Here is a 14,768-nt window from a genome sequence, read left to right as displayed (position 1 = left end):
AAATGGCGGTTGCTTTAAATAAAAATTCATTTTGTTGCATGCACAGGCTACTCCCTTTTTGCATCAAAACCAACCCTCGCGAGAATCGATTTTTTGCGGCAAGGCGGGCGGTTGGTGGACAAAAAGGGCACTCAAAATGTTAAAATTCTTACCCAAAATTAGACAAACCGCCTAAGTGGGAGGTTAAAAGTCAAAACAATTTCATTGTGCGTTTATCTGTTGGCAGGTGTCTAAGTTCGTGCCTTTGTAAGGTTACGTACAGGCAAGTTTCCGCTAGTTCGGGATAAATGTCGCTTTACGCGGCATACAAACAAACCGCTATGGCAAACTCACCATAGCGGTCTTATTTGTGCAAAGCGGTCTACTATTAGGGCTTAGCCTGCCCGCCCGTCAAAAGATGTAGCCGAAGCCCACATTCATATAGATGGGGTGCATGGCAAAGGTGATGGTGTGGAAATCGGCATTAAAGATGTTGTTAAAGCCGTAAGTAAGGTCGGCGTTCACCGTGAAATGCTTGAAAGCACGCCACGAACCGCCCATTTGCCAGCCCCAAAGCCAGCGGCGAAGGTTGTTAGAGAAGTTGTAGGCGGCCGTTTGGCCGTTGGTGAAACTAACCTTTTCGCCTATGGGCGACCCGCTGCGCAGGTATCCTTCGCTCACAAAACCCGAAAACTCGCCGTCCATTCTGTACGATACATACAGGCCTGCACGCAACTTCCAGCTGTCGCCCAGCCTATAAGCCCCTAGTACGGGCAGCGTAACGAACGAACTCTTGTAAACGGTGTTCACATCGCCCGTCCAATACCCCGAAATGCGTTGGCCGCCGTCTATTATCTCCATGCCGTAGTTCTTCACTGTGGCGGCTGTTTCCATGCCTTTCTCTTCCAACCGTAGGCCAAGGGTTATGCCCAAGTTCCTGTTGCAATCTAACCATTTGGTCATCATGCCCGCAATACTTCCGTTAAACTTAGGACTATAACTGTTTATCTTCCTTATTTCCTTTGGCAGCGGCATCGGACTTGCGCCGCCAATGTTAACGCCAGCGCGCACTTCGTATTCCCATCCGTTTTTTTCGGATTGTATTAGGCTTTCGTTGCGTTCGTTTTGCGCAAAAACAGCTGTGGCAGGAGCAAAGGCCACGAGCGCAAGAGCCAATAGGATATGTTTTCTTCTCATCATTAAGCTTTATTCGTGAAACAATTGCATCTCGTCTACCCACAATGTGCTGCCAACGGCACCGCGGAAGAAGGCTCCGCCCTGACTGGAAGACATCACGATGGCCAAGTTGTACTTGCCGTTGCGTAGCTTTTCGGGGTCGAGCGTGCGCCCGCCAACAGTCTCGAACGTCATGGCGAAGTGTGTCCACCGGTCTGTTGCCTTGCGTTCCTTTATCTGTGCCATCATTACAATGTTGGGATGCGTCTTGATATTGGTTCCGTCTAGGTAAGGAACGTCTTTCGTGCTTTCGTACATCACGGCGTAAATGTCGAAGGTGTCGCGTTCATTTGGCAATACCGTGTTGGTCTTGTCGGTAAAGTCTTTTCCTGGTTGGTATTTGTAAAAGCCTGATATGGCGATGGGCTTGTGGCGATATGGTAGGCCGAAATGGGTGGATTTGGCCATGTTTATGATGTTGATTTGGAAATCGCCCAAAAACAAATTGCCTGCTGCGAGTGGCGCGCCGAAACCAATACCGATGGGTCCGGTGCTTCTTGTTACCAGCTTTGCACACTTCCCCACGTACCCTTCGTCGTCTTGCATGGTGGGATAATCCTTTGGCGAGGCGTCGGCGTTGGTTATCATGAAACCTGCATTTCCGCTGTTCCACTCAATTTTCGAACCGTCAGCAAGCTGTTCGTAGAGCTTTTCGAACTTTTTAAATTCCTCTCCCGTGTCCTCGTTCTTATAAACGTAATAGCCTAAGCCCTCGAAGTGGTATTCGGTAGGCACGTCGTTAGAGATGAAAGTAACGGTGTATGTCTTCTTCCACTGCCCGTCTTGCGAAGTAACTACATACGTTTGCGGCGCAGTAAAGTCTCTTTCTGTTCCGCTGGCAGGCGATATTGTCGCCCCAGGGGTAAGTTCAAAGCGTGGGGCTAGTTTGCTGCGGTCTTCCCATCCGTTGATATAGAGTTTCACTTCGTCGTTAGTTATCACCGGTTCGCGTATCAGCAAATTGCCGTCAAGGTGAAAGGCAGTGATGTCTGCCTCGGTGTTCAGCGCTTCTTCGCGTATGCAAGCCGTAGAAATCGTCGCTAACGCGAGTGCGGCGACTAGGGCTTTAAATGGTTTTAGAAATCTCATACATACTAAATTTATTAATGTGTCGCGGCGTAGAGCAGTGCATCGCTCCACGCAACGCCGCTTGCCAAAAGACAAAACGCACTGCAAAAATACGACAAATATTTTAAATGGCCGTGATTTTCAGTGGGATTATGCGTTACGATTCACCATATTCGAAATGATGTAAGCAACAAAACGAACCATGATTTTATTGTGAAAGGAGGGAGGGGGAGGCTTGTCTTTGCTAGCAATCAAAGACGCAGACCGAGTATGCCACAATGCTAGAAGAATTGATGACAGGTATGGATAAGTGTCTACTAATGCCCTTTTTGTCGTACCTACATAAAGAAAACACGCTGCTTCTCTCAACGAGATGCAGCGTATCACTATGTTTAACTAAAAATTCTTTCTAAACAAATGAAAGCCTCACGGTTTCCATTGTCATCCGTTAAACAATCTAACAATCTACCTTAATCTAATAACTAAAAACCTAAATCTAATATTACTAACCTAAACAATCTATTAACCTTTTGACGATGCAAAGTTACAACGACTTTCACGTTCTCGCAATACTTAGCACACACTTTCGCCATAAAAACGCGTTATTCTTGATATAAATCAACACCGTGTGTTCGAACACAGTCTAATTAATGTTCAAAATACGATGTTTTTTCTACCGTTTTGTAGCCCCCATCCTTGCTTTGGCTACGCATTTGTACCGCTTAGGGCCGTAATATGGCTTTTTCGTAGCCCCTGCATGCCACACAAGGCGGCCTTAACCTTTGGTGTTTGAATATTTTTCTGTAAGTTTGCAGTGTCGTAGCGATGCGCAACGCACAGCTGGTGCGCCGCCATTGACCCACCCAGAACACCAATTACACATTATATATATAATAGATGCGAATACTGATTGTTAACACAAGCGAGCGCACAGGAGGTGCAGCTGTGGCCGCCGCAAGGCTTGTTTCGGCCCTAAACAACTGTGGCGTGCAGGCACGAATGCTGGTGCGCGACAAGCAAACCACCAACCCCGTGGTGGTTGCATTGCCCAAGGGCGTGCGCAACCGCTGGCGTTTCTTTTGGGAAAGGTGGACTATCTTTTGGCATCTTCACTTCAATCGCCACAACCTTTTCGCCATAGACGTGGCCAATACGGGGGCGGACATCACCTCGTTACCCGAGTTTAAGCAAGCCGACGTTATCCACCTCTCGTGGATTAACCAAGGAATGCTCTCGCTCGGCTGCATCCGAAAAATCGTGAACAGCGGCAAACCCGTGGTTTGGACCATGCACGACATTTGGCCCGCAACGGCCATTTGCCACCTAACCCTTGGCTGCAACAACTTCAAGCAACAATGTAGGCGATGTAAATACTTGCCTGGCGGAGGGGGCGACAACGATCTTTCGGCCAAGGTTTGGAACAAGAAGAAGCGCATCTACGAGAAAAGCGACATCCATTTTGTGGCATGCAGCCGTTGGTTGGCCGACCAAGCGCGCCAAAGTCAGCTGCTGCGCGGGCATCATGTGTTTGCCATTCCCAATCCCATAGACACGCACGTGTTTACCCCCAAAAGCAAAGCTGAGTCGGCCGAACGCATGAACCTGCCCACAAACAAACGCTTGATTCTCTTTGCCGCACAGCGAGCCACCAACGTCAACAAAGGCTTGGCCTATCTCGTTGAGGCTTGTAGGCTGCTGGCAGCGCAATATCCCGACATGAAAGACAACACCGCGCTGGTGGTTCTCGGCGGAAAAGCCAACCAAGCCGTGGCCGAATTGCCTTTCCCCACCATTCCCATCGACTATGTTAGCGACACCTCTACCCTCGTTTCGCTTTACAATGCCGTGCACACATTCGTTCTGCCATCGCTTTCCGAGAACCTTCCCAACACCATCATGGAGGCCATGGCCTGCGGTGTGCCCTGCGTTGGCTTTCATGTAGGCGGCATCCCCGAAGAGATCGACCACAAGAAAAACGGCTATGTTGCCCGCTATCGCGATGCAGCCGACTTGGCACAAGGCATCAGATGGGTGCTGTGCGAGGCCGATTATGCCGAACTTAGCGCGCAAGCGGTGCGCAAAGTGTTGGCCAATTACTCGCAACAGGCCGTTGCCCTGCAATATATAGAGGTGTACAATCAGGCTCTCGCCTTCAAAAAATGTATGTTATGATAAGCTTTTCGGTTATTACCTGCACCTATAACGCCGCCGCCGAGCTACCCCGAACGCTCAAAAGTGTGGCCGAACAAACCTATCCGCATGTAGAGCACTTGCTTGTCGACGGACTTTCTGCCGACGGTACGCGCGCACTTATCCACCAATATGTGGCCGACATGGCCCAAACCGAAAGTCTACACACCACAAAAGTGAAGGCCGAAACCGACGCCGGACTGTACGATGCCATGAACAAAGGCATCGAAATGGCCACTGGCACCTATCTGGTTTTTATCAATGCAGGCGATGTATTCCCCTCTCCCCAAACACTCGAAACCGTTGCCAACGCCGTTGGCGAGGCCGAAACGCTGCCTGCCGTGCTCTATGGCGATACGAATATCGTAGATGCCGATGGGCGTTTCTTGCGCCATCGCCGCTCCGTTCCGCGCCAAGGCCTGTCGTGGCGGTCGTTTAGTCGCGGCATGTTGGTGTGCCATCAGGCCTTTTACGCTCTCACTTCGCTGGCCAAACAAACGCCTTACAATCTGGCATATCGTTTTTCGGCCGACGTAGATTGGTGCATCCGCGTGATGAAAGCGGGCAAAGCATCTGGTTTGCCCATGAAAAACGTGCAAGCGGTGGTGGCCAATTACCTTGATGGAGGCATGACCGTGAAAAACCATCGCGACTCGCTTAAAGAGCGTTTCGCTGTTATGCGCACCCATTATGGCCTGCCCCTTACGCTGGCCATGCACGCTTGGTTTGTGTTGCGGGCCATTGGAAATAAGTTTAAAAGCTAGCCTTAGTATTGTACGGGGAAACTTCGATAAGAACATTTCTTAATCTAACAGTTAATGAGATTTATATTCTTTATTTTCTTTTTCTTTGTATCGCTCTTTGCGAAAGCCGGCGATAGTTCTAAGCTTTTCGGATACAGTTGGTGGCCCCATTATCAACATCCATTCTTTCGGCTTGATTTAGACACTACTGCTGTACAAAAGCAATTACGTCTTGAAATCGTAGCACCGCTCAAAGGCGTTTGGAGTACGTTGTTGCCTACATACCAGCTTACAGGCGAAACAAATGATGTTAAGGTAAGGGTGAAATACAAGTCGAAAGACGTACAGCACTTTTACGTAACGCTCAACTCCATAACTAATGGGGCGCGTATAGCCCGTCGTGACACGATAACGCTACCCGCATCGCCCAAATGGGTAGAAACCACAAGCCAACTGCACTTAAAGCACGCCGACCTGCTGGGTGTTTCTTTCGAGGCTACGGGGAAAAAAGATACGCTAGGAACAATTCAACTTGCCGATTTTGGTGTATACGCAGACGGCAAGAAACTAAGTAACGAAGTGCCCGATGCAGAAGTTGCACCATTGTTTCAACGCAGCGACTTACTTAATTGGACTTTCGGTAACTACGGAAATATCCCTTGCATGGATAGCCAAATACTTGGCATTGCCGAAACTATACACGGCACAAAGACGATGAATGCCGTAGCCATGGACATGATGAAAGAACGCATACTGAAACACCAATGCAAGCTGGTGATGTTAGAACTGCCCATGGAGAGTATCTTCTATATAAATAGGTATGTAAAAAACGACCCGCGTTTTAAGTTCTCTCACATATCGAATTACATTGACAACTCTTTGCTGGGCGAACCTACAAAGGCTTTCATTGAGTGGCTTAAGCAATATAATGCCACCCACGACAACAGCGTGTCGCTACTCGGTTTCGATACCAATGCAGAATGGCTGAGGGGTCAAGTTGATCTCTTCGACTTCTTCTATACGCTTAACGATGGAAAGAAATCTCCTGAAATGATAAATTTCTGTAAGGCAGTGCTTCAGGATATGCGTCCTTTCTCGAAAAGGGACATCGCGGCCTTACTCGACAGCAGCGAGGTTGTAAAAAGCTGTCTGCAAAAAGATGAGCTGTTGCTGGTGCGTAAGAGCATAAGGTTGATGCAATGGTTCGCAAAACGCCCTGTTCGTTACTCACTACGAGACAGGCTTATGGCGCAGTTCACCCAATTCGCCATCGACAGTGTCTTCCCCAAAGAAACAGCTGTTACAATGTATGCTCACACAGGACATTTAAACTACTCACAGGCAACATTACCTGTGCACCTCAATTATTTTAGTGCAGGTCACTACCTAAAAGAGAAGTATGGTGAAAACTATCGTTGCATAGACATTGCCACTTATCAAGGTGCAACAATCGTAAGTGGTAAGTATGGCGCTTATGCTGGTGGCAAGCTTGCTGCCGTACCACAACGCAGCCTTGAATACCAGTTGGGACAGTTGGGCGTAGACTCGGTTTACTTACCTATGAGTAAACTTCAATCTAGCGAAGCTTTGCAAATGCGTATGGCAGGGAATGGAAGCATAAAGGTGCAATTCATTTATTGCTATCCTCAAACAAGGGTGGATGGTGTGCTCTTTGTTCGCAATGTCGAACCGGTGATAAAGAGTGAACGGGTTATAAAGGGATGGCAAGAAGGAGCCAGACCAATGTTTAATGCCTACAAGGAGGCACTAGACAAAATGAAAGCCATGTAAATAACCACGATATGAAGATTGCATTTCTAACAACACTAGACCCCGAAGACACTAATACATGGTCGGGAACGTCATACCACATCCTGCAAGCCTTATGCAAGAGCCATGATGTGAAAATAGTTGGGCAAAATATGCTTATTCAAACAGTGCGTTTCACAAAAGAAAACATCGCACCCAAACGAGATATACGAGAATATTCACCCGTCTTTGGCAAGCTGTGCGCAGAAGAAGTGACAGGATGCGACCTTGTGTTCTTCGGCGACTTATATCTTAGCTCATTCCTTGATACAAATATTCCCATGGTTCATTTAAGCGACGTTACCTATCACGCATTCAAAGACTACATGCACAACGACAGCAAACCTGAGGAAATAAAACAAACAGAAGATGCGGAGCGCAAACTCTTAAACAAATACAACACCATTATATACAGCTCTGAATGGGCGAAGCAAAGTGCAGTTAGCTATTACGGCATCGACCCTTCGAAGATACATGTGGTGGAGTTTGGCGCGAACATTCCTCATCCCTGCGATTACCAAATAAACATCGACACAAGCGTTTGCAACTTGGTGTTTATTGGGCGAAACTGGGAAAAGAAAGGTGGCGACAAGGCCTTGGGGACATATCGGGAGCTAAAAGCTATGGGAATGAACTGCACACTGACCATCATTGGCTGCCAACCGCCTTGTGCAGAAGACGAGGGCGTCGTGGTTTATCCCTTCCTCGACAAGTCCAAACCCGCTCATCTGTCGAAACTATGCTCCATACTTCGCAACGCGCATTTCCTCATTCTCCCCACCCAGTTCGACGCTTTCGGCATCGTGTTTTGCGAAGCCTCGGCCTACGGTGTGCCAAGTGTGGCTGCAAACGTGCAAGGAACGGGGCAACCCATCTGCGAAGGCAAAAACGGTTTCTTGCTCCCACCCACGGCAACGGCAATTGATTATGCCCAAAAGATACACTCGATATTCTGCGACAAGGACAAATACATCGCACTAAGAAAGTCGTCGCGCAAGGAATACGAAACCCGATTGAACTGGGACGTATGGGCAAAGAAAGTGAATTGCATATTGGAACAAACCGTTATAAACTATCAAAAAGCGCATGGAAAATAATAGTATAGGGTTTTATCTGCCTGTCTATGTTATCAATCTAGAGGAGCGCACAGAACGCCGGCAGCATATTGAGGAACAATTCAGCGACAGAACGGAGTTCGAACTTACTTGGATAAAGGCTGTAAAGCACCCCATTGGCGCAGTTGGGCTATGGAAAAGCATGGTGCAAGCCGTACGAAAGGCTGAGGAAAACGAAGACGATATCATCGTTATTTGTGAAGACGACCACACCTTCACTCCCGCATACAATAAGGAATATCTCTTTCGTAACATCCTCGAAGCCGAGGCGCAAGGCATCGAATTGCTTTCGGGAGGCATTGGGGGGTTCGGCATGGCTATACCCGTTGCAGACAATCGCTATTGGGTAGACTGGTTCTGGAGCACACAGTTTATCATTGTTTTCAAGCCTTTGTTTAAGCGAATGCTAGATTACGACTTTAAGGAAACCGACACGGCCGATGGTGTGCTATCGGCACTTACCCTGGATAAAGCGGCCATGTACCCCTTTATCTCCATACAGACAGACTTTGGCTACTCGGATGTTACACGCACCAATAACGACAGCGTGGGGCTGGTAGACCATCTTTTCTTGCGCTCTGCCTTACGTTTGCGCATCGTTCAGCAGGTTGCGCGCAAATATGGGAGAACTGTTCATGGAAGACAATAAGCGCAATGAAAGGTCGGAAGAGGTGCAAGCCATCGTAGACCGCATGCCCACGGAGTGGGTTAAATGGGTTGCACTGTGCGTTGGCGTGCTGATGGGCATCGTCGTTTTGCTTGGTTTCCTCATTCAATACCCCGACACGGTAGACGGCCCCATATCGGTTACCGCTAACACCGCACCCGTTCGTTTGGTGGCAAACGGCAACGGACGCATATACTTGCTAAAAGCAAATAAGACCAGGGTGAAGAAAGGCGACGTTATATCTTATCTTGAAAGTGGAGCCAACTATCGACACATCCTGAAAGTGGAAGGCTTGCTAAGCAACCTTAACAAGAACATGCAAGCCACCATAGACCTTCCCGATACGCTCATATTGGGCGAAGTGAGTTCGGCCTACAATGCGTTTATGCTGGCCTACATGCAATATCGACGCGTGCTGTCGTCGAACATCTATGGCACGATGCATAGAAACCTACGCCAACAGATAACTTCGGACAAGTCTGTAATAGCTAACATCAACAATGAAGTGGCGCTTAAACGTCAATTGCTTCACGTTTCCGCTAATCAGCTTAAGAAAGACAGTGTGTTACTTGCTGCCAAAGTAATCAGTGAGCAAGAATTTCAACAACAGCATGCCGCACATCTATCGTTACAAGAAGCTTTGCTCAATCTGCAAAGTACCCGGATGCTGAAACAATCAGAAGTAAGTCGCAACGAGATGGAAATACAGCGCATTCTCTTAGAAGAGTCTGAGTCTAAGGATAAGGTATACACAGATTTCGTTACAAGAAAGAACGAACTGTCTAACGCCATCAACATTTGGAAAGAACGATACTTGCAATACGCGCCTGTTGCAGGCCAGCTAGAATATCTTGGCTTTTGGCGAAACAACCGCTTTGTTCAGAATGGGCAGGAGCTGTTTTCTATCATACCGAGCAAAAACAACATCTTGGGCGAAGTCACCATCCCCTCTTTTGGCGTGGGAAAAGTGGCTATAGGCCAACACGTAAACGTAAAAATAAGCAATTTCCCCTACGATGAATACGGACTGTTAAAGGGTGTTGTAAAATCCATTTCGCGTATTAGCCACAAGATAAAGGTACAAGATAAGGAAGTGGACGCCTATCTCGTGTTGATTTCTTTTCCACACGGCACGCTTACCAATTTCGGTAAACGTCTTCCGCTCGATTTTGAAAGCAACGGTACCGCCGAGATTATAACGAAAAGAAAACGGCTGATAGAAAGGCTGTTTGATAACCTCAAAGCCAAAGGCGAAAAATAAGATGATGAAGTTTTGTCGATTTCCTGTAGAATATCAGATGGATTCACATGACTGTGGACCGGCCTCACTTAAAATCATAGCCAAACATTTTGGCAAATATTACTCGTTGCAGTATCTCCGCGACCGTTGCGGTATCACCAAAGAAGGTGTGTCGTTACACGACATTAGTGTTGGAGCAGAAAACATTGGCCTTCGTACACTGGCTGTAAAATGCGATGTCAACGAGATTGTTAACAGTGTTTCTTTTCCCGCTATCATATTTTGGAACAACAATCATTTTGTCGTGGTGTTCCATGCCGACAAGAAACACATTTATGTTTCCGACCCCGCAAGAGGACGCGTAAAATATTCGCACGAAACGTTCAAACAAGGTTGGTATCAGAGGGGCGAAAACCAAGGCGTGTTGCTAGCCGTTGAACCCACAGTTGACTTTAAGGAAACCAAGGCCGAAAAAGAACAAAAACGGAATAGTTTTCTAAGCATTCTAAAGTATTTCACCCCATACTCGCGCTCGTTTGCTTTGATTTTCGTGATCATGCTTATTGTTACGGCATTGCAAGGTGTGCTGCCTTTTATCTCAAAAGCGGTGATTGACGTAGGCATTAAAACATCCGACGTTAACTTTATCAACATGATACTCATTGGCAACATTAGTATTCTGTTGAGCGTAATGGTTTTCAATGTGCTCAGAGATTGGATCTTGTTGCATATCACTGCACGCGTTAACATTGCACTAATATCCGATTATCTGATAAAATTGATGAACTTGCCCGTCACCTTCTTTGAAAACAAGCTGATGGGAGACATCCTGCAGCGTGCGCAAGACCACGAACGCATTCGCAGTTTCATCATGAACAATTCTCTGTCTCTCATTTTTTCTATGCTTACCTTTGTGGTATTTGCCATCATATTACTGATATACAATGTGGTTATCTTTCTTATATTCTTGGCAGGTTCTGCACTTTATGTGGGCTGGGTTTTACTTTTCCTAAATGTTAGGAAAAAGTTAGATTGGGAATATTTCGAACTCCTTTCAAGGAACCAAAGCTATTGGGTGGAGACGGTTTCAGCCATTCAGGATGTGAAAATAAACAATTACGAAAAGCAACGCCGCTGGAAATGGGAAGAGATACAGGCACGGCTATATCATGTCAACAAGCGCGTGCTCGCCATAACAAACATGCAAAACTTGGGGGCACAGTTTATTGAAAGCATAAAAAATATGGGTATCGTGTTCTTTTGCGCCGTGGCCGTTATCAATGGCGACATAACCTTTGGGGTAATGATTTCCACACAGTTCATTATCGGCATGTTAAATGGTCCTTTATCCCAATTCATCAGCTTTGTTATGGGTGCTCAATATGCCAAGATAAGCTTTCTGCGCATCAACGAAATTCGTCAACTTGAAGATGAGGAAGAGCTACTTTCGGTTGGTAACACATGCATCTTGCCCAACGAAAAATCGATAACCTTGTCTAACGTACACTTCCAATATTCGGCTAACTCGCCTTTCGTGCTGAAAGGCATCTACCTGCACATTCCTGAAAATAAGGTTACGGCAATTGTCGGAGGTAGTGGTTGTGGAAAGTCTACGTTGCTAAAACTTCTCGTTAGACTGTATAAGCCTTCATTCGGAGACATCAAGATGGACACGATGAACGTGGATGCCATCAATTTGCGTCAATGGCGAAACTTGTGTGGGGTGGTGATGCAAGACGGAAAGGTGTTTAGCGACACCATCATTAACAATATCGTGCTAGATGCCGACCGCATAGACTACGACCGCCTGCACGAGGCTTGCAAGATTGCCCAACTGGAAGAAGAGATAAACGCCATGCCTAATGGATTCGACACAACGGTAGGCGAAACAGGCCGAGGACTTAGTGGAGGGCAGAAACAACGCCTGCTTATTGCACGTGCACTATACAGAAACCCCAAAATGTTGTTCCTCGATGAAGCCACTAATGCTTTAGACACCATCAACGAGCGTAAGATTGTAGATGCACTAAACAATGCTTTCGAACATCGCACAGTTGTCGTGATTGCACATCGGCTTAGCACTATCCAAAATGCCGACCAAATTGTAGTGCTCGACAAAGGCTATATCGTAGAAGTTGGAACACACAAAACGTTGATGGAAAATAAGAAACGATACTATGAGTTGGTTTCCTCGCAAACGCAAACGTTGCCGTAATGCGAAAGGAAAATCTGTGATTTCATACAGCATCCCTAAGGATTACAACTTAATTTGTAGCCGATTTCTCTCTCTGTTATTATTTCTCCTTACGACTAATCTTCTTGCTAACACATAGAAGTGGATGCACAAAATAGCTATTGTTCAACATTTTTTCCGCATTTTATTTGGCCGAACGCGAAAAAATACATACCTTTGCATCGCTTTTAGAAACAAAGCACGGGCGTTTAGCTCAGCTGGTTTAGAGCATCTGCCTTACAAGCAGAGGGTCGGCGGTTCGAATCCGTCAACGCCCACAACGCAGAAGTCCCGCAATCTAACATGGTTGCGGGATTTTTTTTTAGCAAACGAAGTGGGCAAATCTGGCAGTTGGGTTAATCGACCGATCGGACAAATCTGACCTGTCCGACTTGTCCGACCAGTCTGACTTGTCTGACTTGTCTGACCAGTCCGACCAGTCCGACCAGTCCGACTAACCCAACCACCCCAACACGTTAAACAAAAAAACAAGCATAAAGATGGAAAAAGTAGTAAGCGGAATTAGGCCCACAGGAAATCTTCACTTGGGCAACTATTTCGGAGCGGTAAAGAGTTTCGTGAAGATGCAAGACGAGTACGAAAGCCTCTTCTTCATCGCCGATTGGCACTCGCTTACCACCAGTCCGAAGCCCGAAGACATACAACGCAGCGCACGCGTAATCCTTGCCGAGTACCTTGCGTGCGGCATCGACCCGCAGAAGGCCAAGATATATGTGCAGAGCGATGTGAAAGAAACGCTTGAACTGTACCTGTTCTTCAACATGAACATGTACTTGGGCGAGCTGGAACGCGTAACCACCTTTAAGGATAAGGCACGCCAACAGCCCGACAACGTTAACGCGGGCTTGCTGACCTATCCCACACTGATGGCTGCCGACATCCTGCAACACCGCGCACAAAAGGTGCCTGTGGGCAAAGACCAAGAGCAGAACATGGAGATGGCGCGCAAGTGCGCACGCCGTTTCAACCATATCTATGGCGTAGACTTCTTCCCAGAACCACAAAACTTCTACTTCAACACGCAGGCCGTGAAGGTCCCTGGGCTTGACGGCAGTGGAAAGATGGGCAAGAGCGATGGCAACTGCATCTATCTCTACGAAGAAGATGCCGCCATACGTAAGAAAGTGATGAAGGCCGTAACCGACATGGGGCCGCAAACGCCCAACAGTCCGAAACCCGAAGTGATTGAAAACCTCTTTACCTTCTTGCGCATTTGCTCGGAACCTGAAACTTACAACTACTTCGACGAGAAGTGGAACGATTGCTCCATCCGTTATGGCGACTTAAAAAAGCAAATCGCCGAAGACATCATTAAGACCGTTACGCCCATTCGCGAACGCATTAGGGAATACAGTTCGAACACGCAACTGCTCGACCGCATTGCCCAAGAAGGAGCCGAAGTGGCACGTGCAAGCGCAAGCCAGACACTTAAAGAGGTGCGCCAGATTATCGGGTTTAGGTAAATGGCTCTGCCCTTGCGGCGCATCTTAACGAGTTAACTGGCCAACTCATCAACTTGATGTTTTGTCTGTTTTTCAGCAAGAATTTTAACATTATGAGTGCCATCGTTATCCACCAACCGACAACCCAGCGCAAAAAATCGATTCTCGCGAAGGTTTGTTTTAGTGCAAAACGGGGTAGCTTGTGCATGCAGGCAAAATGAATTTTTATTTAAAGCAACCGCCATTTGCACCCGTTTTTGGGCTATTTGCTGCTAAACGCACTGCGTTTTGGTACAAAATACACTGCGTTTTGCTGCTAAACACACTGCGTTTTGGTGCTAAATACAGTGCGTTTTGGTGCTAAATGCAAGGTAGAATGGTGCAAGATGCAGTGCTAAATGCCGCTAAATGCGAAACGATGTGCATAAATATCCGCCGAAATAGCATAAACTAAACCCCTTCGAGCCATGTTTCTAATGGTTCGAAGGGGCAAAACAACCATCAAAAAGTGGGTTTTTAGGGGCAAAAAGCGCGTTATTGGGCTTTAAAAATTACGAGTTGGCAACCAAACTAGAAAGGTAAAATGGTGCAAAATGCAGGTCGTTTTCTCAAAAGTAGACAAACACGAAGGCATGAAAGACCAGGAATCGTGGCTATTTACCCACTTTATAACCTATATTTTCGCTAGAACGGAGCGAAAAATAGAGCCGCTTTGTAAAATAAAATCAATAGTTTTGGTTTTGATTTGTGGTGTTTTTGAGTTGGTGAATTCATCAGTTTGTGAGTTTATGAGTTGGTAAGCTTACAAGTTTATAAGCCGGAAAGCTTGCGAGTTTATAAGCTAGTAGGTTTACAAGTTCATCAGTTCGTGAGTTTATGAGTTGGTAAGCTTACAAGTTTATAAGCCGGAAAGCTTGCGAGTTTATAAGCTAGTAGGTTTACAAGTTCATCAGTTCGTGAGTTTGGGAGTTCATAAGTTAGTGAGTTTATTAGCCGGAAAGCTTGCGAGTTTATAAGCTAGTAGG

Annotated in this window: 11 protein-coding genes and 1 tRNA gene; 9 read left to right on the top strand and 3 right to left on the bottom strand. The window is 46.8% G+C overall.

The features are described from left to right. Positions 1–390: 390 nt before the first annotated feature. Together HMPREF2955_RS09140 and HMPREF2955_RS09135 are read right to left on the bottom strand one after the other, a co-directional pair. Entirely contained in the window at positions 391–1,179 is a 789-nt protein-coding gene (locus HMPREF2955_RS09140) for a porin family protein (RefSeq protein ID WP_083317680.1), read from the bottom strand. A 6-nt stretch (positions 1,180–1,185) separates the two neighbouring features. Further along, the gene (locus tag HMPREF2955_RS09135) at positions 1,186–2,304 is read right to left on the bottom strand and encodes a PCMD domain-containing protein (protein ID WP_070722817.1); all 1,119 of its coding nucleotides are present in this window, start codon (positions 2,302–2,304) and stop codon (positions 1,186–1,188) included. 876 nt (positions 2,305–3,180) lie between these two features. On the opposite strand from HMPREF2955_RS09135, the gene HMPREF2955_RS09130 reads away from it, so the two are divergent. The 9 genes from HMPREF2955_RS09130 to trpS all read left to right on the top strand — a co-directional run bounded on the left by HMPREF2955_RS09130 (position 3,181) and on the right by trpS (position 13,764). Next, positions 3,181–4,455, top strand: coding sequence for a glycosyltransferase family 4 protein (locus HMPREF2955_RS09130; protein WP_070722815.1), 1,275 nt, complete (start codon positions 3,181–3,183; stop codon positions 4,453–4,455). Then, positions 4,452–5,237 (top strand): glycosyltransferase family 2 protein, encoded by a 786-nt coding sequence (locus tag HMPREF2955_RS09125; protein ID WP_070722852.1) that lies wholly within the window; start codon positions 4,452–4,454, stop codon positions 5,235–5,237. The genes HMPREF2955_RS09130 and HMPREF2955_RS09125 overlap by 4 nt, the downstream gene beginning before the upstream one ends. Positions 5,238–5,291: 54 nt before the next feature. Then, positions 5,292–7,007 carry an erythromycin esterase family protein gene (locus HMPREF2955_RS09120; protein ID WP_070722812.1) on the top strand — a complete coding sequence of 572 codons (1,716 nt, stop codon included), beginning with the start codon at positions 5,292–5,294 and terminating at the stop codon, positions 7,005–7,007. Between the two features lie 11 nt (positions 7,008–7,018). Beyond that, entirely contained in the window at positions 7,019–8,122 is a 1,104-nt protein-coding gene (locus tag HMPREF2955_RS09115; protein WP_070722810.1) for a glycosyltransferase family 4 protein, read from the top strand. Then, positions 8,112–8,789 carry a glycosyltransferase family 25 protein gene (locus HMPREF2955_RS09110; RefSeq protein WP_070722809.1) on the top strand — a complete coding sequence of 226 codons (678 nt, stop codon included), beginning with the start codon at positions 8,112–8,114 and terminating at the stop codon, positions 8,787–8,789. The genes HMPREF2955_RS09115 and HMPREF2955_RS09110 overlap by 11 nt, the downstream gene beginning before the upstream one ends. Further along, on the top strand, positions 8,761–10,068 hold the full coding sequence (locus tag HMPREF2955_RS09105) for a putative HlyD family type I secretion protein (protein ID WP_070722807.1): 1,308 nt from the start codon (positions 8,761–8,763) through the stop codon (positions 10,066–10,068). The genes HMPREF2955_RS09110 and HMPREF2955_RS09105 overlap by 29 nt, the downstream gene beginning before the upstream one ends. Before the next feature lie 4 nt (positions 10,069–10,072). Then, positions 10,073–12,262, top strand: a complete 2,190-nt coding sequence (locus HMPREF2955_RS09100; protein WP_070722850.1) for a peptidase domain-containing ABC transporter — start codon at positions 10,073–10,075, stop codon at positions 12,260–12,262. A 221-nt stretch (positions 12,263–12,483) separates the two neighbouring features. Continuing rightward, positions 12,484–12,558, top strand: a tRNA-Val gene (locus HMPREF2955_RS09095). A 222-nt stretch (positions 12,559–12,780) separates the two neighbouring features. Next, on the top strand, positions 12,781–13,764 hold the full coding sequence (gene trpS, locus HMPREF2955_RS09090; RefSeq protein ID WP_070722805.1) for a tryptophan--tRNA ligase: 984 nt from the start codon (positions 12,781–12,783) through the stop codon (positions 13,762–13,764). Positions 13,765–13,796: 32 nt separating this feature from the next. Here the strand turns inward: trpS and HMPREF2955_RS09085 are convergent, their stop codons facing one another. Then, entirely contained in the window at positions 13,797–13,988 is a 192-nt protein-coding gene (locus HMPREF2955_RS09085; RefSeq protein WP_139145525.1) for a hypothetical protein, read from the bottom strand. Between the last annotated feature and the right edge of the window lie 780 nt (positions 13,989–14,768).

Origin of the sequence: Prevotella sp. HMSC073D09 (genome assembly GCF_001814145.1) — a bacterium.
GTDB lineage: Bacteria > Bacteroidota > Bacteroidia > Bacteroidales > Bacteroidaceae > Prevotella > Prevotella conceptionensis.
Note: the sequence above shows the minus strand (reverse complement) of the source record. Positions and strands in the feature narration are given on the sequence as shown.